This window comes from Mesorhizobium sp. M1A.F.Ca.IN.022.06.1.1, from assembly GCF_003952605.1.
Classification (GTDB): Bacteria; Pseudomonadota; Alphaproteobacteria; order Rhizobiales; family Rhizobiaceae; genus Mesorhizobium.
On sequence record NZ_CP034455.1, the window covers coordinates 5,890,251 to 5,909,856 of the forward strand.

The window sequence follows — 19,606 nt, forward strand, 5'->3', positions numbered from 1 at the left end:
CGACGCGTCTAAAGCAGGTTGCGCGAAACGCGACCTGCTTTTGACCTTTGCGATGTCCTTTTCCCGAAACTGGAAGCACTTCGGGGAGAATGCTTTAGCCGCGCGTTCTCCTGTCGGCGATGGATTTCGCCATGACGCAAAGCAGCTCGAACATCATGGTCGCGCCGGCAAGCGCCGTCATGCCGCCAATATCAAAAGGAGGCGCGACCTCGACGACGTCGGCTCCGGCGAAATTCAATCCGTCGAGCAATCGAACCAGCTCCTGCACCTCGCGGGTGGTGAAGCCGCCGAGCTCCGGCGTGCCGGTGCCAGGGGCCATCGACGGATCGATGCAATCGATGTCGAAGGTCACGTAAGTGAGGCTGTCGCCGACAAGATCGCGTGCTTCCTGCATGACGGAAGCGGTGCCGCGTTTGACGAACTCTTCCATATATACGATGCGCACGCCCTGAGCGGTCGCCCAGTCGTGTTCGCCCGGCTCATAGATCGAGCCTCGAATTCCGATCTGGATAACCCGCTTCGGGTCGAGCAGCCCTTCCTCGATCGCGCGGCGAAAGGGCGTTCCGTGCGTATAGGGATTGTCGCCGAAGTAGCGGTCGTTCGTGTCGGAATGCGCGTCGAAGTGGATCATGCCGACGGGTTCCTTGCGGGCGATGGCGCGCAGCACCGGCAATGTCGTCAGATGATCGCCGCCGGCGGCCAAAGGGAGAGCGCCGTCAGCAACGATCGCGGCGATGCCGTCCTCGATGCGTTTCAAGCCGTCGAGCAAGTTGATGGGATTGACCGAGAGGTCTCCCACATCGGCGACATTGGCAATGCTGAACGGCTCGGTTCCCGACACGTGGTGGACGCGGCGCATCAGGCTCGACTGGTTCCTGATTTCGCGCGGACCATGGCGGGCGCCGGCCCGATTGGTCGTGCCGCCATCCCAAGGAATCCCGACAAGGGCAATATCGAGCCCCTTCGCGTTCGGCACCGCCGGCAGCCGCATGAAGGTGGAAAGCCCGGCAAATCGCGGCACCTGGGCGGCGTCGACGGGTTGGAAGAAGTTGTTTTCCATGGTTTCGGTCATCCCAGAGGCGTTCACGTTCGGCGTGGCGATCAGGTCTGTTGAGACTGGTCTTGCAGGACCTGCAGCGATCGGACCAGATTTTCCCTGGCCCGAGCCTCGAACCGATCGCGAAACGATTGTGTGTTGAAAATATGCGGACGGGCCAGGAAGCTCGTCAGGACAGCCGCGCGGCCGGCGCGCCAGATCGGTTCCTCGACCCAGCCATATTCGCGCCGGACCGCCTTCTCGTAGGCGTCGAAGCGGTTCGGGTCGGCACCGAGGATCGCGAGGTCCATGTCGAGGAAAAGGGCGGCATCACTCGCGGCACGCTCATCTTCGAGCGGCGACAACTGGTGCGTGGCGGTGGCGCTGATCATGGCCAGAGTCCGGGCAAGCCGGGCCGGGTCGGTGCGGCCGGAGAGCTTCCTTTCTGCCAGCACGGCGCTCTTTGCCTCGTTGTCCTTGGCGCGGCTGTCATAGACCGCGTCATGGAACCAGATCGCCGCTTCGACTGCTTCTGGATCGTCAAGAAGGTGCCGGTGTTCGGCTGCCAACGCCAGCATTGCTTCGATGTGAGGCAAGCCGTGGTAGTGGCGATCCGCGCTCTGATAGAGCGCGGCAAGCTCGCTTTTCAGCGCATCGTCGATCAAGGGTTCGTTTTCCATCGCCGCTTGAATCTCGGTGAACCAAGTCCATTTGACAAAGCACTAAGGAAAATTGAGTTCAACCGTGTTATGATCTGGCCTATATGTGCCGCCGGATGAATGAGCAGGCCGGAGACCGTCGATGAACAGCGTTACGATAGCCCGCCCCAGCATGGTGCAGCCGGTCGACCCGATCTGGCGCGCGATCAGGGATGAGGCGATGGAAGCGGTAAACCGCGATCCGTTGCTGGCTGCTTTCCTCTATTCCACCATCCTCAACCAGGAGAGCCTGGAAGAAGCGGTCATTCACCGCCTGGCAGAGCGCCTGGCGCATCAGGATATCGGCTCCGACCTCATCCGGCAGACCTTCAAGGCCATGCTTGCCGACGATCCGGAGTGGAGCACGACGGTTCGCGTCGACATCCAAGCCTACTACGATCGCGACCCGGCCTGCGACCGCTTCATCATGCCGGTGCTTTATTTCAAGGGTTTTCATGCCATCCAGACGCACCGTTTGGCGCACTGGCTGTGGAACCAGGGCCGTAGAGACTTCGCGCTCTACCTGCAGAGCCGCTCGTCCTCGGTGTTCCAGACCGATATCAACCCGGCCGCCCGCATCGGCAAGGGCATTTTTCTCGATCACGCCACCGGCCTAGTGGTCGGCCAGACCGCCGTCATCGAGGACGATGTCTCGATCCTGCACGGCGTGACGCTGGGCGGCACCGGCAAGGCCAGCGGCGACCGCCATCCGAAGATCCGCCGCGGCGTGCTGATCGGCGCCGGCGCCAAGATCCTCGGCAACATAGAGATCGGCCATTGCTCGAAGATCGCGGCCGGTTCGGTGGTGCTTTCGCCCGTGCCGCATAACAAGACGGTTGCCGGCGTGCCGGCGCGTGTCGTCGGAGAGACCGGCTGCGACCAGCCCTCGCGACAGATGGACCAGCTCCTGCCCTCGCAGACGATGGACCACGTCGTCAGCTTCGACATCTGATTCTGCGGTCATCGCCAGTGGCCGGAGTCCGGTCGCCACTCAAGGCTCGGTTGTAATGCTGCCGGCTTGCCTTTACATCGCCATCGTCGGCGTGTCAGAAGCGCGTTCCAACGAACAGCCGCATTCGGAGAAGACTTTTGAAGCCAGACGAAATCAGAAAGCTGGACGCCTACTTCAAGCGCGTCTTCCAGAATCCCAAGCTGCAGGTGAAGGCGCGCCCGCGCAAGGAAGACTCTGCCGAGGTCTATGTCGGTGACGAATTCCTCGGCATCGTCTTCAAGGACGAGGACGACGGCGACTATAATTTCTCGATGGCGATCCTCGACGTCGACCTGGCCTAAGCCGGCTTTCCGGCCGGGCTCGCCATGCCGCCCCGGTCGGAAACACCCCTGCGTGATTTTCCGGCTAGTCCACGCAGTGCCGCGGGATATGCACCCGCCGCCAGTCGGTCGAGCCTTCCCGCACCACCACCCGCCGCGCTACCCTCCGGTATGAGGGCGCGATTTCCGTGATGCGCCGCTCTCCTGGCCGCACCAGCACCTCGCGGGCGACGCCTTCGTATTCGGCCGGAAGGACGACGCGCCGGACGCGCTCCGGCTCGACGATGACCGTTTTGGCAACCCGCGCGTAGCGCGCCTCACGCCACACCTTGCACAGCACCTTGCGGCCGTGGATGACCCGCCATTCCCAGGCATAGCCGCCGTCATCCACCTTGACCGTGTGATAGACGGTGCGCGTCACGGCCGGCACGACTTCATAGCTGATGCGAGGCGTGGCGATCTGTTCGATGCTCTCGGTCGTGCCGTAGATCGGCGGGTCATAGTGGACGAGCTGGCCGCCGGGGCTCACCATCACGTCTTCATAGACCGTGTCGTAGATCGCCGGCCGTTGCACCGGCTCGTAGCATTCGAGCGTGCGGCCGCCGGCCGCGGCCTGCGACACGGCCGCAAGCATTGCGAGGCTGGTCGAGGCGAGCGATGCGGCACCCTTGCGAAGGGAGCTCTTGCAAAAGGAACTCGTGCAAAAGGAACTCTGGCTAAACATGACGTTCACCCGTTGAAAAAAGGACGCCGGTTCAACGCGGGAGCGTATCGGAAGGTCCGCCATGGACGGGGATTTCACGGCTTGTCGTTAAGCAGCGCGGTTAAGAAACTGCTACCGTGGCGGCCGGGTAGCGCCCTCGCATTTTGGGCAAAGGGCCATCTCCGGCGCAACCTGCAGCATTTCCTTGGGCCGAGCCGCTTGCTTCGACTTAACCAGATGGCTAGGAGGGGCGGCCTTGCGCTAGGGTGAGCCGGCATCCTATTTAGGATTCAACGATCCAGAACCGATTCCGCCCGATTGCTCAGGTCTACGGCGCCGGAATCCATCCAACAAGGGTAGTCCATGAAGAACCCCGTCGAAACCTACATGAACCTCGTTCCGATGGTGGTCGAGCAGACCAATCGCGGCGAGCGTGCCTACGACATCTTCTCCCGCCTGTTGAAGGAACGCATCATCTTCATCACCGGCCCGGTCGAGGACGGGATGGCGACGCTGGTTTGTGCACAGCTTTTGTTCCTCGAGGCGGAGAACCCCAAGAAGGAAATCAACCTGTACATCAACTCGCCGGGCGGTGTGGTGACATCGGGCATGGCGATCTACGACACCATGCAGTTCATCAAGCCGGCGGTATCGACGCTCTGCATCGGCCAGGCAGCCTCGATGGGCTCGTTGCTGCTTTGCGCCGGCCACAAGGATATGCGGTTTGCCACGCCGAACGCCCGTGTCATGGTCCATCAGCCGTCCGGTGGCTTCCAGGGCCAGGCGTCGGACATCGAACGTCATGCGCAGGACATCATCAAGCTGAAGCGCCGCTTGAACGAGGTCTATGTGAAGCACACCGGCAAGAGCTATGACGAGATCGAGCGGACGCTCGACCGCGACCATTTCATGACCGCCGACGAAGCCAAGGAGTTTGGTTTGATCGACAAGGTCATCACGACGCGCGAACTTGGCGAAACCCCCGCCGCATAGGCTCTGATTGGGGGCTGAATGGCGGGATAACGCGCTTTTGGCGCGGCTTGCGGCATTTCGGCCACAATTGCCTGTTCCCTCAAGGTTCGGGATTGCCTACGTTAAGGCTATGTTGATTTTCGACGGCTTAGCTTTGCATGGGGTTGCTGCGAATCATTGTCGCGTTTTCTGATTGTGTTTCGGACGGAATGCGCTGTGTGAGCCGGGACACTGGCGCCGGCGGATTCCTGCGATAGATTGATGAGACGCCAATGCGGCCAGACCATCGGCTGGCAGGCGGTGAAAGGACAGAAAAATGAGCAAAGTTAGCAACAACGGCGGCGATTCAAAGAACACGCTCTATTGCTCGTTTTGCGGCAAAAGCCAGCACGAAGTGCGCAAGCTGATCGCCGGTCCGACCGTCTTCATCTGCGACGAGTGCGTCGAACTCTGCATGGACATCATCCGCGAGGAGAACAAGACCTCGATGGTGAAGTCGCGCGAGGGCGTGCCGACCCCGCAAGAGATCCTCAAGGTTCTCGACGACTATGTCATCGGCCAGCCCTACGCCAAGCGGGTGCTGTCGGTGGCCGTCCACAACCACTACAAGCGCCTCGCGCATGCCGGCAAGAACAACGACGTCGAATTGGCAAAGTCGAACATCCTGCTGATCGGGCCGACCGGCTGCGGCAAGACGCTGCTTGCCCAGACGCTCGCCCGCATCATCGACGTGCCGTTCACCATGGCCGACGCCACGACGCTGACCGAAGCCGGTTACGTCGGCGAGGACGTCGAAAACATCATCCTGAAGCTCTTGCAGTCGGCCGACTACAATGTCGAACGTGCCCAGCGCGGCATCGTCTATATCGATGAGATCGACAAGATCTCGCGCAAGTCGGACAACCCGTCGATCACCCGCGACGTCTCGGGCGAGGGCGTGCAGCAGGCGCTGTTGAAGATCATGGAAGGCACGGTGGCCTCCGTGCCGCCGCAGGGCGGCCGCAAGCACCCGCAGCAGGAATTCCTGCAGGTCGACACCGCCAACATCCTGTTCATCTGCGGCGGCGCCTTTGCCGGACTGGACAAGATCATCTCGGATCGCGGCCGCAAGACCTCGATCGGCTTCGGCGCAACCGTGGCGTCCCCCGAGGATCGCCGCACCGGCGACCTGTTCCGCCAGGTCGAGCCGGAGGATCTTTTGAAATTCGGGCTGATCCCGGAATTCGTCGGCCGTCTGCCGGTTCTGGCGACGCTCGAGGACCTCGACGAGCCGGCGCTGATCCAGATCCTGACGGAACCGAAAAACGCGCTGGTCAAGCAGTATCAACGGCTGTTCGAGATGGAGAATGTGGATCTCACCTTCCACGAGAACGCGCTGTCGGCGATCGCCAAGCGCGCCATCGAGCGCAAGACCGGCGCGCGCGGCCTGCGTTCCATCATGGAAGCGATCCTGCTCGACACGATGTTCGAGCTTCCGGCGCTGGAAGGCGTGCGCGAGGTGGTGATCTCGGAAGAGGTGGTCTCGGGTAACGCCCGGCCGCTTTACATCTATTCCGAGCAGAAGGAAAAGAAGGGCAATGTCAGCGCCTGAAATGGCACTGATCCGGCAAATTTTCATGGAACGGCGCCCGTGTGGCGCCGTTTTGCTGTGAGGGGCTTACCTGTAGGTGATGGAGTGGCTGATCAAAGCATGCTAACCCTTGATCTTTGCACCGCCCGCATCCACCTAACAGCGGAAGGCCGAGGGCCTGAATTCTGCGCTGTAAAATTCCCGTCACAAACGGTGGTAGGCGGAACGACGCTCGGTCGTTAATATAAGATTCGCGGTTGGCTCAATTAGCGGCCGCGACATGAAAGGTTGGACAATGGCCAAAATATCCAGGGCTTCCGGCGACGGCGTGTTTGCAGTCCTCCCACTGCGCGACATCGTCGTGTTCCCGCACATGATCGTCCCGCTCTTTGTCGGGCGTGAAAAGTCGATCAAGGCGCTGGAAGAAGTGATGGGTCAGGAAAAGCAGATCCTGCTGGCCACCCAGATGAACGCAGCCGACGATGATCCTGAACCCGATGCGATTTTCGACATCGGCACGCTCGCCAATGTGCTGCAGCTCCTGAAGCTTCCCGATGGCACTGTGAAGGTGCTGGTCGAGGGCGCCTCGCGCGCCAAGATCGTCTCGTTCACCGATCGTGCCGACTTCCACGAGGCCCGCGCGACCGCGTTGGTCGAGCCGGAGGAGGAAGAGGTCGAAATCGAGGCGCTGGCCCGCTCGGTCGTCACCGACTTCGAAAACTACGTCAAGCTGAACAAGAAGATTTCGCCCGAAGTGGTAGGTGCCGCCAGTCAGATCGACGACTATTCCAAGCTCGCCGACACCGTTGCCTCGCACCTGGCCATCAAGATCCCCGAGAAGCAGGAGATGCTCGCCACGCTCTCCGTCAAGGAGCGTCTCGAGAAGGCGATGGGCTTCATGGAAGCCGAGATTTCCGTGCTGCAAGTGGAGAAGCGCATCCGCAGCAGAGTCAAGCGCCAGATGGAGAAGACGCAGCGCGAGTACTACCTCAACGAGCAGATGAAGGCGATCCAGAAGGAGCTCGGCGAGGGCGAGGACGGCCGCGACGAGGCTGCCGAGATCGAGGCGCGCATCAAGAAGACCAAGCTTTCCAAGGAAGCCCGCGAGAAGGCGGAAGCCGAGTTGAAGAAGCTGCGGTCGATGTCGCCGATGTCGGCTGAATCGACGGTCGTGCGCAACTATCTCGACTGGCTGCTGTCGATCCCGTGGGGCAAGAACTCCAAGGTCAAGCAGGATCTCGGCTACGCCCAGGACGTGCTCGACGCCGATCACTTCGGCCTCGACAAGGTCAAGGAGCGCATCGTCGAGTATCTCGCCGTGCAGAGCCGTCAGAAGAAGATCAAGGGTCCGATCCTGTGCCTCGTCGGCCCGCCCGGCGTCGGCAAAACCTCGCTCGGCAAGTCGATTGCCAAGGCCACGGGGCGTGAGTTCATCCGAATGGCGCTCGGCGGCGTGCGCGACGAGGCCGAGATCCGCGGTCACAGACGGACCTATATCGGCTCGATGCCCGGCAAGGTCATCCAGTCGATGAAGAAGGCCAAGAAGTCCAACCCCCTCTTCCTGCTCGACGAAATCGACAAGATGGGCCAGGACTTCCGCGGCGATCCGTCGTCAGCCCTGCTCGAGGTGCTCGATCCGGAGCAGAACTCGACGTTCATGGACCATTACCTCGAAGTCGAATACGACCTGTCGAGCGTGATGTTCGTGACGACGGCGAACACGCTGAACATCCCAGCGCCCCTGATGGACCGCATGGAGATCATCCGCATCGCCGGCTACACCGAGGACGAGAAGATCGAGATCGCCAAGCGGCACCTGATGCCGAAGGTGATCCGCGATCACGCGCTGCAGCCGAACGAGTTCTCGGTCGGCGAGGACGCGATCCGCGGCATCATCCAGACCTACACCCGTGAAGCGGGCGTCAGAAGCCTCGAGCGCGAGCTGATGAAGCTCGGGCGCAAGGCGGTGACCGAGATCCTGAAGACGAAGAAGAAGACGGTGAAGATCACGGCCGACAACCTCGCCGATTATCTCGGCGTGCCGCGCTTCCGCTTCGGTCAGGTCGAGGCCGACGATCAGGTCGGCGTCGTCACGGGTCTTGCCTGGACGGAAGTCGGCGGCGAGCTGCTCACCGTCGAGGGCGTCATGATGCCGGGCAAGGGACGCATGACGGTGACCGGCAACCTGCGCGACGTGATGAAGGAATCGATCTCTGCGGCGGCCTCTTACGTCCGCTCGCGGGCCATCGATTTCGGCATCGAGCCGCCGCTGTTCGACAAGCGCGACATCCACGTCCACGTGCCGGAGGGCGCGACCCCCAAGGACGGCCCGTCGGCGGGTGTGGCGATGGTGACGGCGATCGTGTCCGTGCTCACCGGCATTCCGGTCCGCGCCGATGTGGCAATGACCGGCGAGGTGACGCTGCGGGGCAGGGTGCTGCCGATCGGCGGCCTGAAGGAGAAGCTGCTTGCCGCGCTGCGCGGCGGCATCAAGAAGGTGCTGATCCCGGAAGACAATGCCAAGGACCTGGCGGAGATCCCGGACAATGTGAAGAACAACATGGAGATCATTCCGGTGTCGCGGGTCGGCGAGGTGCTGAGGCACGCGCTGGTCAGGATGCCGGAGCCGATCGAATGGGTCGAGCCGGTCAATCCGCCGGCCGGCGCGGACGCCGGCGACGACGCCGGCAAGTCGCTTGCGCATTAGTTTCTTCTAAGGTTGCAATGCACAAAGTGAGAGCCGGGCTTTCAGCCCGGCTTTTTCATGTGAAAAATCTCCGAAAAAGTGGAAAAAAGCCCGGAATTCTGCGGTTTTCGGCTTGGGTTCCGGAACGCTTCTTTCTAAAGTCCGTTTCCTGCCGGATGAGTCGTAGTTCCGGTTTTCTCATGGAAGGGAATTTTTATGAACAAGAACGAACTGGTGTCCGCCGTCGCCGACTCCGCAAGCATTTCGAAGGCTGATGCGCAGTCCGCCGTCGATGCGGTGTTCTCTGTGATCACTGGCGAACTGAAGAAGGGCGGCGATGTCCGGCTTGTCGGCTTCGGAAATTTCACCGTGTCAAAACGTGCTGCTTCGACCGGCCGCAACCCGCAGACCGGCGCGGAAGTGAAGATTCCGGCGCGCACCGTGCCGAAGTTCTCGGCCGGCAAGGGCCTCAAGGACGCGGTCAACTAAGACCTTTTCTTTTTAAGATCAGATGAGCCGGGCTTGCCCGGCTCTTCTTTTTGTGACCCGCGCCAGGGGCACATGTGTGGCATCAGCCGGTAGGCGCGTCGGCGCGCATCAGGCCTTCTTGCTTGAGATCCGCCCACAAAGCTGCCGGGATCTTCACGTCGAGCAGTGCACGGTTGCTTTCGACTTCGGCCGGCCGTTGGCCGCCGGGTATTACCGACATGACGGAAGGGTGCCGCAGCGGGAACTGCAACGCCGCCTCGATCAGCCGCACGCCATGGCGCTTGCAGACCGCCTCGATGCGTGCCACGCGATCGAGCACGTCTTTTGGCGCCTCTGTGTAGTTGTAGAAGGCGCCGGGCTTCGGCCCTGTCGCCAGGATGCCGGAATTGTAGGGCCCGCCAAGAACGATGCCGATGCCGCGCTTCTCGCAGAGCGGCAGGAAGCTCGCAAGCGCATCCTGCTCGAGCAGCGTGTAGCGGCCGGCGAGCAGAAAGAGGTCGAAATCGCCGCGCTCGGCGAGCGTCTGGCAAACCTGCCACTCGTTGATACCGCCTCCGAAGGCCTTGATCACGCCCTGGTCACGCAGCGCGAGCAGCGCGTAATAGCCCGAAGACATGAACTCCTCGATGCGCCGGTCGGAAGCCTCCTTACTGCCATGGGTGAAGATGTCGACATCGTGCACATAAAGGATGTCGATGCGGTCGACGCCGAGACGCTCCAGCGAGGCCTCGAAGGAACGCATCACGCCATCGTAACTGTAATCGTAAACTTCCCGGCGCGAGGGCGTGTCGAAGAACTTGCCGATGCCGGTTCGCTGGTCGGGCGCAGAGACGCGCATGAGGCGGCCGACCTTGCTCGACAGCACATAGTCGTCGCGTTTCTTGCCGCGCAGGAAGGGGTTGAGCCGGGTTTCGGAAAGGCCAAGGCCATAGAGCGGAGCGGTGTCGAAATAGCGGCAGCCGGTTTTCCATGCCGCCTCCAGCGTGGCATTGGCATCCTCGTCCGAGACGGCGCGGTAGAGATTGCCGAGCGGCGCGGTGCCGAAACCAAGCTCGGTGAAGGTGATGCCGCCATTGCCGATGCGGTCGAAATGCCGTGTCTTCATATCCGCACGATGTCCTGGATTGATTTGTGACATGACACTATCACGCCGGTGGCACAGCAAAAGCGCCGAGGCTCGTTGGACACGAATTTTCGCGGTGATAGCATGAACGAAAACAAGCGTTTCGCGCCGAACGCGACCGCAAAGCCGCATGCCTATCAAGACATCGGCAGACAGGATTAGGCAGCCATGACGCAAGCCGGATCGGAGTTGTTTGCGACAGCGCTGGGCGAGCTCGGCGCCGTGTTGGGGCGCATCGATGACGGTCGGGTTGACGCCGCCTGCGCAATGCTCGCCGGCGCTGGCAAGATCGTCGTCTATGGCTGCGGCCGCGAAGCGCTGCAGGTCAAGGGTTTCGCAATGCGGCTCTTCCATCTCGGCCTGCCGGTTTCGGTGGTCGGCGATATGACCACGCCGCCACTCGGCCAGGGCGATGTATTCCTGGCGAGTTCCGGACCGGGCGAGACCGCCACCGTTCTCACCTTGATGCGCGTGGCCAGGGCGGCCGGCACCAAGGTGGTGTTGCTCACGGCCGAACCGGCGGGCAGCGCGGCAAAGCTTTCGGACTTCACGCTGCTCGTTCCGGCCCAGACCATGGCGAGCGACCAAGGCGCCGCCAGAAGCTCGGTGCTGCCGATGGGCTCGCTGTTCGAGGCAGCGCTTTTCCTGTTGTTCGAGGTGATGGTGCTGAAACTCGAGGCGCTCACCGGCGCAACGCCGGAGACGATGCGCGCCCGGCACACCAACATGGAGTAGGGGCATGCGCTACGAACTGATGCTGCCGCACCAGATCCGCAAGGCGATCGAGGAGAACTGGCCGGTCGCGCTGCCGCTCGGCGTGCTCGAATACCATGGCGAGCACATGGCGGTCGGCATGGACACGCTGGCCGTCATCAAGACGCTCGAGCTTATCGAGAAGGAGCGGGACATCGTCATCCTGCCGCCCTTCTATTATGGCGCGGCGAGTTATGCCGTGGCGCCGCCGGAAGGCAGCGGCTCGGTGCAGGTCGGCGGTCCGGTGCTGGCGCCCTTTGCGGAGGAATTGTTCTACGGCCTGCTGCGCATCGGCTTCCGCAACATCCACGCCATCATCCATCACCAGACCGAGAATTTCGTTGCCGGCATGCCGACCGATCTCGCCTTCAAGACCGCCGGCCGGCAGGCAATTTTCCGCTTCCTGGAGAAGGAACGCGGCGAGGGCTGGTGGGGCTCGGACACGATGGTCGATTACTATGCCGGCCATGCCCAGGGCGAGAACGTCTTCAACTGGGTGCAGGTGCACCCGCTGATGCCGGCCACAATGACCGGCAAATATCCGTTCGACCATGCCGGCATCGGCGAGACATCGCTGATGCAGGCGCTATGTCCCGAAGCGGTGGATGCCGGTCATTTCGCGGACAATACCGGCTGGTACACAAAAGGCGCATCGGATGCGTCGGCCGAGCTGGGCCGGAAGGGTGTGGCGATGATCCTCGAGCATTTGCGGGCGATATTGCGGGTCTAGCTCAACTTCTCCCCACAAGAAGGGGGAAGGGCACGGCGCCTACTTCACCGAACCGGCCGTCATGCCCATGATCAGATAGCGTTCGAGCGCGATGCCGATGATCGCCAGCGGCGTGATGGCTGCCGTCGCCAGGGCTGCCATCGACCACCAGTTGATACCTTGCGAGCCGGTCTGGCTCGCCACCATCACGGGGATGGTCTTGGCATCCGTCGACGTCAGAAGGGCGGCGAAGAAATATTCGTTCCAGCAGAGCACCATCGCCAGGATGAAGGCGGCGACCATGCCGGGGAGCGCGATCGGCATGACAATGCGGAAGAAGGCGCCCCAGATCGACAGGCCGTCGACGAGTGCCGCCTCCTCGAGCTCGACGGGAATGGAGTTGAACTGGTCGCGCATGATCCAGATGACGATCGGCAGCACCATCAGCGTGTAGAGGAGCACAAGGCCGATGCGGGTGTCGAGCAGGGCCACTTCGCGGTAAAGCACCAGGAAGGGCAGCGCCAGCACCACGGGCGGCAGGATCAGCTGCGAGAGGAAGAAGAAGGAGATATCCTCGTTCTTGAACCAGGCGAACTTGTAGCGGTAACGCGTCAGGCCATAGGCGGCCAGGCTGCCGATAATGATGGCGAGGCTCGACGCGCCGACAGAGGTAATGACCGAGTTCATGAAGCGTTTCAGGAACTCGTCGCGCACCGTCGAGGTCTGGACGATCGAATCCGGCGACAGGCCGAGTGAGCGCCAGCCCTTCCAGTCTGGCTGGAAGTCGACGAAGGGGATGAGGTGCCCCTGCGTGACATCGACCGCCGACTTGAACGAAGTGGTGATCGTCCAATAGATCGGGAACAGGCAGACGAAGGACCAGAACACCAGGGCGCCATAGATGAAGACGCGGCTGGCGAGGAAGGCCGCCGGGGAGCGGATTTCGGAAACGGTATATTCGGTGGTCTGGACGCTCATATGGACGCTCAGTTGACGTTGCGCACGAAGCGACTGGCGAGCTTCAGCAGCCAGGTGACAAACACGACGATGATGATCAGATAGACCATGGCGAGCATGGTGCCGTAGCCGACATTCGAACGGTCGCGATATTCGCGGTAGATGAAGCTCGAAACGGAATCGGTCGCGCCGCCGGGCCCGCCGGACGTCACCGTAATAATGATGTCGGCGAGCTTCAGCTTGAAGATGATGCGCAGGATCACCGCCGTCACGGACACCGGCAGCATCAGCGGGAAGGTAACCTGCCAGAAGGTCTGCCATGTCGTCGCGCCGTCGACGCGCGCCGCCTCGATCACCTCACGCGACATGGCCTGCAGGCCGGCGAGCAGCATGATCATCATGAACGGAATGAAGGTCCAGGCGTCGAGCACCATGATCGAGATGCGCGCGATGATCGGGTCGGAGAAGAAGGCGGGATTGTCCCAGCCGAGATGGCGCGCCAGCGTCGATGCCGGTCCGAACCGGTATTCCATCAGCGACTTGCCAACCATCCAGGAGACCGCCACCGGCGACAGCATGAGCGGCAGCAGGAAGACCACACGGAAGAATTTTCTGGCGCGGATCTGCGCGTTGAGCAGCAGCGCCAGTCCGAAGGCGATGACATATTCGACCAGCACCGCCAGCACATAGAGGACCATGTTGAAGAGCGCGTTGCGGTAGTAGGGGTCGGCCAGCATCTGCCAGAAATTGTCGAGACCGTTGAACCTGCGGCCAGCGAAGGAGCTGAGGTTCCAGTCGGTCAGCGCGATATAGAAGCCGAACAGCGTCGGGAAGATCACCATGGCGACGGTGAAGAGCAGCGCCGGCAGCAGGAACAGCGCGCGCTGGCCGTCCTCGCCGCGCGTCAGCACTTGCCAGGCGCCGAGCGCCACGCCCCACAGCACATAGGCGTAGACCACCGGACGCCAGGTATAGAAGCCGATCGTGTCGACCTCAGTCTTGTAAAGGATCTGCATGACGATCGTCGCCAGCAGCACGAGCGTCGCGGCGATCATCAGGGCCCAGCCGAGGCGCTTGCGGCCGGGAGGGATCAGATCGGCCGCTGCGGAGTTAGCCGGCCATGCATTGGCGGTTGAAGTCTGCTCAGCCACGCCTCTCGCCTCTACCTTGCTTTGATGCAATTCCGGAGGAAAACCGCTTCACGCTTTTCCTGGAATTGCTGGAAGTCCAAATGACCGGCCATTGCCGGTCAACATGCGGCCCGGCGACGAGGTCGCCGGGCCGCGACTTCTCACGGGACAGCCTACATGCCGAGCGAGGCTTTGTAGAGCTTGATTTGGTTCTCGCGGCCGATCTGGTCGGTCAGCTTCTCCCAGGCGGCGGCGATGGCATCCGCACCTTCCTGCGCCTTCATCTTGCCGGCGAAGGTGTTGGCCAGGATGTCCTCGGCGGCGCTGTAGTACTGGAAGATGCCGGGGATGCGCGGCTCGATCGCGGCGTTCGGATGGTTGTAGGAGTCGCCCTCCGACTTCAGATAGGAGGTGATGAAGGCCTCGTCATAGCCGGCCGCCACCCATTCCGGAATGTTGAAATGGGAGTTGCGGTAGGGCTGGAAGCCGGAAGGATAGGCCGCGCACCACAGCGACAGATCCTTGCCGCCGAGATGGGCCGCCGCCGACCACGCCGCCTTCTTCTTCTTCTCGTCGCTGTCGACGCGGGCCATGACATAGACGCCCCAGCCGAGATAGGCGCAGTTCGGCGCATAGTTCGGGCCGCTGGCCAGCTTGTCCCACTTGCCGGTCTTCGAATTGTAGACGTCGTCCGAGCCCGGCAGGATCGAGAAGCCGGTGACGTCGCCGATGACCGAGGAGTCGTTGGTCTTGACGTTGGAGCCGATATCGCCCCACCACGGGATCATCGAGCCAGTGCCGGCCAGGAACTGCTGGAAGCCGGTGGTGTTCGGATCGGCGTTGATCTGATCCGGCGGCTCCGAGGGCAGGGCGTCGATGACGTCCTGGATGGCCCGCACCCAAGCCGGGTTGTTGATGCGCGGCTTCATCGTATCCGGATCGAACAGCCAGGCCTTGTCGTCGGGGTGCTTGGCATAGGCAGAGGCGCGGCTGCCGAGGAAGTAGAAACCGAAGCCGCCCCAGGGCTTGGGCGCGTCGAGATAGCCATAGACGTCCTGGCCCTTGAACTGCTTGCCCTTGAGGAACTTGGTGACGGCCTGCACTTCCTGCCAAGTCTTGGGCACGCCCCATTCGGTCGTCGCGCCGCTCTCCTTCCAGGCCTTGGCGAGGTCGGGATCGGAGAATACGTCGGTGCGGTAGTTGAAGTTGTGCGTATCGCCGTCGATGGTCACGCGATACTGCTTGCCGTCCCAGGTGCCGACCGGCGGCTTGAGGTAGTTGACGAGATCGTCCATGTCGATCTGCTTCTTGACCCAGTCGGGCATCTCCGAGGTGAGGCCCTTGCCGCAGACGTCGCCCTCGAAGGGCGCACCCATCTCGATGATGTCGAAGTCGACGGTTTTGGTCGCGATCGACTGTTGCAGACGGGCGTTGTAGTCGGCCTGGGCGAGGTCGATCCAGCTGATCTTGGCGCCGGTATAGGCCTCCCACGGCTTCAGGAAGCCGCGGAACAGCACGTTGTGCAGGTTCTGGTTGTTGAGGCCCATGAAGGTGAGCTCGACACCGGCGAACTCGCCTTGCTTGACGTTGGCCTTGGTCGCTTCCAGGCAGAGCTCACCGACTTTCTGGAAGTCGGCGTCCGTCGGCTGGCCTTTGCCGACGCCGGGTATCTGCAGGATTTTCGCGCGCAGGTCGTCGGCGGCAGCCGCCGGCCTAGTCAGCGCGCCAAGCCCCGTGCCGGACGCCGCTGCGAGCGCCGCCATGCTGGCCGCGCCCTTCAGCAAATCGCGGCGGGTGGCCCCGGCACGCACCAGTTTTTCGTAAAGATCGACTCTCATCTCAAGGTTCCTCCCAGAACTTCAGTCGTGAATTGATTCTGCCAATCTCTCGACGTCGAAACGTCTGCGGTTCTCCTATACCATAGGGCAGCGTGGGACCCCACCCTGCGTCGCCTGGAGATCCGATTTTCGGGACAAGGACCGGCATTCGGATTGGCACTCGTCACTATTCGCGTAATCGATTACCTTGTCAACAAGATTGGCTTTTTATCTATAAGATACCGACTTGCCCTTGCCGTTGGCAATGGCTAGCTTCACCGAAAAAGATAGGGGAGACAATGGCTCAAGTCGCGATCGCCAATGTGGCCAAGGCTTTCGGAACCGTCAAGGTTCTACATGAGGTCAGCGTCGATATCGCCGACGGTCAATTCGTCGTCCTGGTCGGCCCTTCGGGCTGCGGCAAGTCCACGCTGCTGCGGATGGTGGCGGGGCTGGAAACGGTTTCCGGCGGAACGATTTCGATCGGCGACCGCATCGTCAACAACCTGCCGCCGGCCAAGCGCGACATCGCCATGGTGTTCCAGAACTACGCGCTCTATCCGCACAAGACGGTGGAGCAGAACATGGCTTTCGCGCTGAAGCTGCGCGGCACCGATCCGGCCATCGTCGCCGAGCGGGTGAAGCGTGCGGCCGACATCCTCGACCTCAATCCCTATCTCAAGCGCTATCCGCGCCAGCTTTCCGGCGGCCAGCGCCAGCGCGTCGCCATGGGCCGCGCGATCGTGCGCAACCCGCAGGTGTTTCTGTTCGACGAGCCGCTCTCAAACCTCGATGCCAAGCTGCGCGTGCAGATGCGCACCGAGATCAAGGAACTGCATCAGCGGCTGAAGACCACCACCATCTACGTCACACACGACCAGATCGAGGCCATGACCATGGCCGACAAGATCGTGGTGATGCGCGACGGCCGCATCGAGCAGATCGGCGCGCCGCTGCAACTGTTCGACCGGCCGGCCAACCTGTTCGTCGCGGGCTTCATCGGCTCGCCGGCGATGAACCTGCTCAAGGGCACGGTGAAGAAGGGTGAAAGGTCCGAGGTCGACATAGCAGGCTCGGCCTTTCCGATGCCTGCCAGCATCGCCGCGGCGGACGGCCAGGCCGTCGTCTATGGCGTCCGTCCCGAGCATCTGGAGATCCATCCCGACGGTGTGGCGTCCACGATTTCGGTGGTCGAGCCGACCGGCTCGGAAACGCTGGTGTTCGTGCGCTTCGGCGAGGGCGAGATGGTGGCGCTGTTCCGCGAGCGTCACGACTTCAAGCCTGGCGATACGCTGAAGCTCAGGCCGCGGCTCGACCATGTCCATCTCTTCGACGCAGGGACCGGCAAGCGTCTCTGACCGCAAACACACATCGAGGAAACCATGCTCAAAGGGATCAATCCGCTGCTCAACGCCGACGTGCTCCAGGCACTGCGGGCGATGGGGCACGGCGACGACCTGATCATCGCGGACACCAATTTCCCATCCGACTCCGTCGCCAAGCAGACGGTGCTCGGCAAGCTGCTGCGCATCGATGCGCCGGCGGCCGAAGTGGTGAAGGCGGTGCTGTCGCTCTATCCGCTGGACAGCTTCGTCAACGACGCGGCCGCGCGCATGGAGATCGTCGGCAAGCCGAACGAGATCCCGCCGGTGCAGAAGGAGGTGCAGCAGGAAATCGACGCGGCCGAGGGCAAACCCTGGCCGATGATCTCGATCGAGCGCTACGCCTTCTACGAGCGGGCGAAGAAGGCGTATTGCGTCATCCAGACCGGTGAGCGCCGCTTCTATGGCTGCTTTGCCTTCCGCAAGGGCGTCATTCCGCCGGATGCGGAGTAAGGAGATGTCCGCCAGCAAGCCAGTCGTCATCCTGGGTGTCTTCGTCGCCGACACCGCCTATCGCGCCGACCGCCAGCCGCGCATGGGCGAGACGATCCTCGGCAATTCGTTCAAGCTCGGACCCGGCGGCAAGGGCTCGAACCAGGCGGTCGCAGCCGGCAAACTCGGCGCCGACATCACCTTCCTGACCCGGCTCGGCATCGATGCCTTCGCCGACATGGCCAAGCAGACGTGGAAGGATGCGGGCGTCAAGAGCGCGGTCATCGACACGCCGGACAGCTACACCGGGGCGGCTTATATCTTTGTCGAGGAGGGCAGCGGCAACAACGCCATCATCGTGAGCCCGGGTGCTGCGATGCTGATCTCGTCCGCTGACATCGAGGCGCATGCTGACCTGATCCGCTCGGCGGGCGTCTTTGTCACCCAGCTCGAGCAGCCGATTGACGCGGCGCTGAAAGCTTTGCAAATCGCGCGCGGGGCAGGGGTGACTACCATTCTTAACCCGGCGCCGGCCGCCACCCTGCCGGACAGCATCTACGCGCTTTGCGACTACGTCACACCCAACGAGTCCGAGGCCGAGGGGCTGACCGGCATCGCCGTCTCTTCGGTCGACGATGCCCGCCGCGCCGCCGACAGCCTGCTGGCAAAGGGCGTCGGCGCCGTTATCGTGACGCTTGGCGAGAAGGGCGCGCTGCTGCACACCAGGGAGCGATCCGATCACGTCGGCGCCGTCACTGCCGGCCCTGTAATCGAAACCACGGGGGCGGGCGACGCCTTCAATGGCGGACTGGCGGCAGCGCTTGCCAAGGGCGTCGAGCCGCTGGAGGCGGTGCGCTTCGCCTGTGCCGTCGCAGGCATTTCGGTGACCCGGCCGGGTACCGCGCCTTCGATGCCGACGCTCCAGGAAGTCGAGGCGCTGCTGGCGCGCGGTTGAAGCCGCCAAATCTCGCGTGGCGTTTCAGCGGCGCTAGCCGGCCATCGGCTTGACCACAACTCACAGAAGTTGGTCTCTCACGGCCCCCAGGGTTGCATATTAGCCACGGTTAATATTAATCGGCGCCAACGCCTTGCATCAACGGCATAGGTGTCCCGTAATGGGCCACCGTGTCTGGCATCGCAATTGCACTGTCAGCAATGCCGGGGTGGACCGTGCCTCGGTAGCCGGGGGGCTATTTTGGGGGCCCGCCGCTCCGCGATGGAGCGGCGGCGCTTTAAGGGTCGAGGGTAATGGCGATGTATTTTCCGCAATTTCTGGTGGGCATGTTCGCGACGTCGTTCACCGTCGCAATCTGGGTCGGGTTGCAAACCGGCTCCGCCTGGAAGGCGCTCGGCTGCGCTATGCTTGCAATGATCATTCTCCAGATTGGATATGCCGGACTGGTCATGCGGCTCATCTACAAGCGGGGATCGCAAGGCACTGGAGCTGACTTTATATCGGCAAATGCGGCGCCACCGGTGCAGCGAGCGCGTCCACACTAGAGGGCTCACCCTCCCGAGCGAGTGCAGACCGTAAACCCTTGGCGACGACCAAACCGTCCCGCCCTTCTCGTGGAACTGCGCGACCGGGCAGCAGTTCGAGCCGACAAGGCTTTCAAGACCTGGGTTTTCGGAAACGTAAAGCCGTTGCGATTACGTGCCATGGCTTGATGACCGGGGCCGGCCAAGGCTGGCTCAACCCGCCAAACGCGCCTGCGGAACGCAAGCAGTGCCAGCGCGTTCACCGTCTTGACCAGCACAGGCAGCCTGGTTTCCCGGAACGGTGAGATGAAAAACCGCTATAAAAAGCCCACGCTTGTAAAGCGCGAGAAGCTCACCGCCCGAACCGCGCAGATTGTCGCCTCCGGTGTGATATTGGG

General features: G+C 62.3%; 19 protein-coding genes. 12 read left to right on the top strand and 7 right to left on the bottom strand.

Annotated elements, in window-relative coordinates:
• Positions 1 to 94: 94 nt before the first annotated feature.
• Both speB and EJ078_RS27980 read right to left on the bottom strand, forming a co-directional pair.
• Positions 95 to 1,060, bottom strand: a complete 966-nt coding sequence (gene speB / locus EJ078_RS27975) for an agmatinase (RefSeq protein WP_127215142.1) — start codon at positions 1,058 to 1,060, stop codon at positions 95 to 97.
• A 41-nt stretch (positions 1,061 to 1,101) separates the two neighbouring features.
• A complete protein-coding gene (locus EJ078_RS27980) occupies positions 1,102 to 1,716 on the bottom strand; it encodes a hypothetical protein (protein WP_208720965.1) in 615 nt (204 codons plus the stop codon).
• A 121-nt stretch (positions 1,717 to 1,837) separates the two neighbouring features.
• Here EJ078_RS27980 and cysE point away from each other — a divergent pair, with 121 nt between their 5' ends.
• A complete protein-coding gene (gene cysE, locus EJ078_RS27985) occupies positions 1,838 to 2,686 on the top strand; it encodes a serine O-acetyltransferase (RefSeq protein WP_067328223.1) in 849 nt (282 codons plus the stop codon).
• Between the two features lie 137 nt (positions 2,687 to 2,823).
• Entirely contained in the window at positions 2,824 to 3,027 is a 204-nt protein-coding gene (locus EJ078_RS27990; RefSeq protein WP_040969488.1) for a DUF3126 family protein, read from the top strand.
• A gap of 64 nt (positions 3,028 to 3,091) precedes the next feature.
• On the opposite strand, the gene EJ078_RS27995 is transcribed toward EJ078_RS27990, so the two are convergent.
• Positions 3,092 to 3,640 (bottom strand): hypothetical protein, encoded by a 549-nt coding sequence (locus tag EJ078_RS27995; protein WP_127215144.1) that lies wholly within the window; start codon positions 3,638 to 3,640, stop codon positions 3,092 to 3,094.
• Between the two features lie 432 nt (positions 3,641 to 4,072).
• On the opposite strand from EJ078_RS27995, the gene clpP reads away from it, so the two are divergent.
• The 4 genes from clpP (at position 4,073) to hupB (ending at position 9,426) form a co-directional block, all read left to right on the top strand.
• Positions 4,073 to 4,702: an ATP-dependent Clp endopeptidase proteolytic subunit ClpP gene (gene clpP / locus EJ078_RS28000; protein ID WP_066998854.1), complete on the top strand. Its 630-nt coding sequence runs from the start codon at positions 4,073 to 4,075 to the stop codon at positions 4,700 to 4,702.
• A gap of 295 nt (positions 4,703 to 4,997) precedes the next feature.
• Positions 4,998 to 6,272 (top strand): ATP-dependent Clp protease ATP-binding subunit ClpX, encoded by a 1,275-nt coding sequence (gene clpX / locus EJ078_RS28005; protein WP_059185169.1) that lies wholly within the window; start codon positions 4,998 to 5,000, stop codon positions 6,270 to 6,272.
• Positions 6,273 to 6,546: 274 nt separating this feature from the next.
• A complete protein-coding gene (gene lon, locus EJ078_RS28010) occupies positions 6,547 to 8,958 on the top strand; it encodes an endopeptidase La (protein WP_066998851.1) in 2,412 nt (803 codons plus the stop codon).
• Between the two features lie 195 nt (positions 8,959 to 9,153).
• Positions 9,154 to 9,426, top strand: coding sequence for a DNA-binding protein HupB (gene hupB, locus EJ078_RS28015; RefSeq protein WP_027166452.1), 273 nt, complete (start codon positions 9,154 to 9,156; stop codon positions 9,424 to 9,426).
• Between the two features lie 82 nt (positions 9,427 to 9,508).
• Here hupB and EJ078_RS28020 read toward each other — a convergent pair whose 3' ends face one another.
• Entirely contained in the window at positions 9,509 to 10,531 is a 1,023-nt protein-coding gene (locus EJ078_RS28020; protein ID WP_127215145.1) for an aldo/keto reductase, read from the bottom strand.
• A 186-nt stretch (positions 10,532 to 10,717) separates the two neighbouring features.
• Here EJ078_RS28020 and EJ078_RS28025 point away from each other — a divergent pair, with 186 nt between their 5' ends.
• Together EJ078_RS28025 and EJ078_RS28030 are read left to right on the top strand one after the other, a co-directional pair.
• Entirely contained in the window at positions 10,718 to 11,284 is a 567-nt protein-coding gene (locus EJ078_RS28025; protein ID WP_067328228.1) for an SIS domain-containing protein, read from the top strand.
• A 4-nt stretch (positions 11,285 to 11,288) separates the two neighbouring features.
• The gene (locus tag EJ078_RS28030; protein WP_067328230.1) at positions 11,289 to 12,032 is read left to right on the top strand and encodes a creatininase family protein; all 744 of its coding nucleotides are present in this window, start codon (positions 11,289 to 11,291) and stop codon (positions 12,030 to 12,032) included.
• Positions 12,033 to 12,071: 39 nt separating this feature from the next.
• On the opposite strand, the gene EJ078_RS28035 is transcribed toward EJ078_RS28030, so the two are convergent.
• From EJ078_RS28035 to EJ078_RS28045, 3 genes are all read right to left on the bottom strand, one after another.
• A complete protein-coding gene (locus tag EJ078_RS28035) occupies positions 12,072 to 12,989 on the bottom strand; it encodes a carbohydrate ABC transporter permease (RefSeq protein ID WP_067328232.1) in 918 nt (305 codons plus the stop codon).
• An 8-nt stretch (positions 12,990 to 12,997) separates the two neighbouring features.
• Positions 12,998 to 14,119 carry a sugar ABC transporter permease gene (locus EJ078_RS28040; protein ID WP_095802242.1) on the bottom strand — a complete coding sequence of 374 codons (1,122 nt, stop codon included), beginning with the start codon at positions 14,117 to 14,119 and terminating at the stop codon, positions 12,998 to 13,000.
• A gap of 152 nt (positions 14,120 to 14,271) precedes the next feature.
• Positions 14,272 to 15,936 carry a sugar ABC transporter substrate-binding protein gene (locus EJ078_RS28045; RefSeq protein WP_067328234.1) on the bottom strand — a complete coding sequence of 555 codons (1,665 nt, stop codon included), beginning with the start codon at positions 15,934 to 15,936 and terminating at the stop codon, positions 14,272 to 14,274.
• A gap of 278 nt (positions 15,937 to 16,214) precedes the next feature.
• Between EJ078_RS28045 and ugpC the strand changes: the two genes are divergently transcribed.
• From ugpC to EJ078_RS28065, 4 genes are all read left to right on the top strand, one after another.
• Positions 16,215 to 17,273, top strand: coding sequence for a sn-glycerol-3-phosphate ABC transporter ATP-binding protein UgpC (gene ugpC, locus EJ078_RS28050; RefSeq protein WP_067328236.1), 1,059 nt, complete (start codon positions 16,215 to 16,217; stop codon positions 17,271 to 17,273).
• A gap of 24 nt (positions 17,274 to 17,297) precedes the next feature.
• On the top strand, positions 17,298 to 17,750 hold the full coding sequence (locus EJ078_RS28055; protein WP_066998829.1) for an RbsD/FucU family protein: 453 nt from the start codon (positions 17,298 to 17,300) through the stop codon (positions 17,748 to 17,750).
• A gap of 4 nt (positions 17,751 to 17,754) precedes the next feature.
• Positions 17,755 to 18,684, top strand: coding sequence for a ribokinase (gene rbsK, locus EJ078_RS28060; RefSeq protein WP_067328238.1), 930 nt, complete (start codon positions 17,755 to 17,757; stop codon positions 18,682 to 18,684).
• A 293-nt stretch (positions 18,685 to 18,977) separates the two neighbouring features.
• Positions 18,978 to 19,229 (top strand): hypothetical protein, encoded by a 252-nt coding sequence (locus EJ078_RS28065; protein ID WP_245322422.1) that lies wholly within the window; start codon positions 18,978 to 18,980, stop codon positions 19,227 to 19,229.
• Positions 19,230 to 19,606: the final 377 nt, after the last annotated feature.